Origin of the sequence: uncultured Aliivibrio sp., assembly GCF_946479765.1 — a bacterium.
Taxonomy (GTDB): Bacteria; Pseudomonadota; Gammaproteobacteria; order Enterobacterales; family Vibrionaceae; genus Aliivibrio.
The window spans coordinates 1-2,918 of sequence record NZ_CAMLHO010000111.1; the positions used below are offsets into that span (position 1 = coordinate 1).

3 protein-coding genes are annotated in these 2,918 nt (G+C 34.2%); all 3 read right to left on the reverse strand.

Annotation, left to right across the window (positions count from 1 at the left end):
• Positions 1 to 50: 50 nt before the first annotated feature.
• Positions 51 to 587, reverse strand: coding sequence for a nucleotidyltransferase family protein (locus Q1K78_RS17245; protein WP_300181673.1), 537 nt, complete (start codon positions 585 to 587; stop codon positions 51 to 53).
• Positions 588 to 727: 140 nt separating this feature from the next.
• A complete protein-coding gene (locus Q1K78_RS17250; RefSeq protein WP_300181675.1) occupies positions 728 to 2,074 on the reverse strand; it encodes a radical SAM protein in 1,347 nt (448 codons plus the stop codon).
• Positions 2,075 to 2,407: 333 nt separating this feature from the next.
• Complete coding sequence (locus tag Q1K78_RS17255; RefSeq protein ID WP_300181677.1) at positions 2,408 to 2,668, reverse strand: hypothetical protein; 261 nt, start codon at positions 2,666 to 2,668, stop codon at positions 2,408 to 2,410.
• Positions 2,669 to 2,918: the final 250 nt, after the last annotated feature.

Consider the following 2,918-nt stretch of genomic DNA (forward strand, 5'->3'; position numbering starts at 1 on the left):
TAAAGGCAAACTGACAACGCCGAATGTAGCAAATCGTGTTGATGCATTTGTTATAACGCAGTTCTCAATTTAGACCAATGACCCAGCCAACCTTTCGACGTTACACGGTCACTGAAGATTTCTAAAGAACGCTTAGGATTATGTGTAACCTGCAAATTAAACAACGATTCAAAGCCAAAAGCAGAAATACATTCATATTTACCATTGCCTAATTTTCGTATGGCTACCGCTGTTTCTTTTTCTGGCCAATAACTCATTGCGTCGATGATACTTAAATACGGTTTATCACCATTTCGTTTGTGCATAATTGCTTGATTACGCACTTCCCAATTCAATTCTGGCATCAATGCAGAAAGCTGAAATTCGATTAGTTTGTAGTTTTCAGGATTAGATTCAGTTTCATCGAAATAAATAACATCAACGTCATTCAAAGGCGTTGATACTGATTTTTGATGTAAATGATCCCATACCAAATTTCGGACGAAACCAGCGGCTAAATAGCAATGAGGTATATTGAGTTGTCGAACACAACCAAGAGCCTTAACCCTCAATTCATCTTTCTCAATTAATGTGATGATTCTATCCATATCCACCCTGCGTTATAACGCCTGCATAACACGTTTACTACTATGTAATTATACTTAATATTGACGCCTTAAAACGAGAAACACTCGGCAAACTGAGATTGCCGAGTGTAGTAAATCGTGTTGATGCATTTGTTATATGGCTACTTCACATCAAATGAATAACTACCTTTTTCCCTTTGAATATCATCTAAAAAATCCTGATATTTATAGTCACGAGAGAAATATGAGAATGATTTCAGATAAAAATAATCATTTGCAGTCATAAAATCTCTAGATAGTTCCTTTGAAATTTGTAATGAATTTTCATAATTAATGGAATCACTTAAATTAAAACCAGTTACTCCAGTAAACGAACTATCTTGACATACACTAGCCCCACACGATTCTAAGGTTTTAATAAAGTTTGATTTTCTATTATCCCAACCAAAAGCTAATACAGGGCCTACAGAAACACCTTTAATGTAATCTCTATGTTGGTCTAACCATTTATATGTTTCATCTATTGTCTTACTAGTTTCACCGGCATAAAGTAAGACATTAACTTTTACATCAATTCCTACTTCATGAGCGTCCTCTAGAAGCCTTGAAGCCCGCGTTAGATACTTTTCAGGATCTTTAGCTTTGCCCATATTTTTTATTTGTTTCGGGCTCGCGCTTTCTAAACCAAGATCTAAAACTTTCATACCAGCCTTAGCTAGGGCTGAGATATCCTTAGATGTGAAATTATCAGCTCTCGACTCTGCTCGCCAAGAATAGGTTTGTGAATGTAACTCTCTCTGCTCAGTTAACTCTTCTAGCCACTGTGATGAAGGTTTAAATATTGATGCCTCAAAGTACGGCGACATAGGATTTAAGTCATCTTCCAATAAAATATGGCTTGCTTCAGATGTAAGAGCTAATGCAGATTTTAATGGTTGTAGCTTCTCATCACGTTCTTGACAAAAATCACATTTCATTCCACATCCACGAGAAACTTCTATACCTGGTTGATAAAATTCTCTTTTATCAACCAGGTTGTAATTTAAAGGTACATAACCCGAAACTCTATCTGCTTTTATATTGAGAAGTGTAGCTACCTGATTTTCACCTAAGCCATCGACTATTTTGTCTGCATATGGCAATAACTGAGTTAACTGTGCAATTTCGCCATCTATTACCCAGCGTCCACCAATTATAATTTCTTTTATTTTTAATTCATATTTAAGTATCTTAGTAAAATCGTTAACCCAACTTATTGCATAAAAGCTAGGTATAGAAATAAATACAGGAAACTTAGTCTTAGCAATACCTAACTGCACACAATATTCAGCAAAAGCCCTTGGCGCAGAAAAATGCCCATGTAACTGAATTGGAGTTAGACCAAACTCATTAATAATTGATGTCAAAGACAGTAAGCCATAGTTCAAGTAATTATTCTTTTTATTTATAACATTTGCATCTTTCTTAACATCCAACTGCCCAGCACTGATGCAATAAACTTCATACATTAGTATTAAATTCCTATTCTAATTATTATACCCACTTAACGTGAGCTGCTTTGCCATATAACGCCTGCATAACACGTTTGCTACCATGCAGATTAAGCCTAAATTTACCACTTAATACGGTAAACCAAAAGAAACCTAGAATGCCGAATGTAGCAAATCGTGTTGATGCATTTGTTATGTTTATGGTTAACCATTCTTATTATTTACATTTTTATTAAATGGTCTTGCATTCAAATCATTATTTACCTCGTAAATAGATGATTCACCAAGACACAATAAATAGTAAGTAACAGCTAGCTAAATGAAATAAGCCAACTGCTACAGATATTACATTTAGTTTACAGTATACTCTTTCCAAGGAATTTGAGATGGATGTATATTTGCCAAGAAATTTACGATATCTTTTCTTCCTCGATAAGAAGCAGTACCTCTAGAATCTTGAGCCATTAAAGTCAAAGGCATTCCAGGAAAGTAATGCATAAATGAATTAATTGCTTTCTCACTTTCAAAGGAAGAATCTAGAATATGTTTTTTTACGATAACAATTGCAAAGGTTTGTCCTTGCTCTTTAATTACAGCGCCTTGAAATTTCATACTAGCTCCACTAACAAAATAACTTATATTCAATATAAGCAAGATTAACAAATACGTTAACCATACCATATACATGGGTATTTGAAGTTAAAAAATCAATAGTAAAAACAAATAAAAATACAGCAATTCATTATCTATCTATTTTTTAGTACGACATTGAATTGGAGCTTCATGGTCTCAGAGTAACGAAATAAACATAACGCTGGCATAACACGTTTATTACTATGCAAACCAACCTGAATTAACCGCC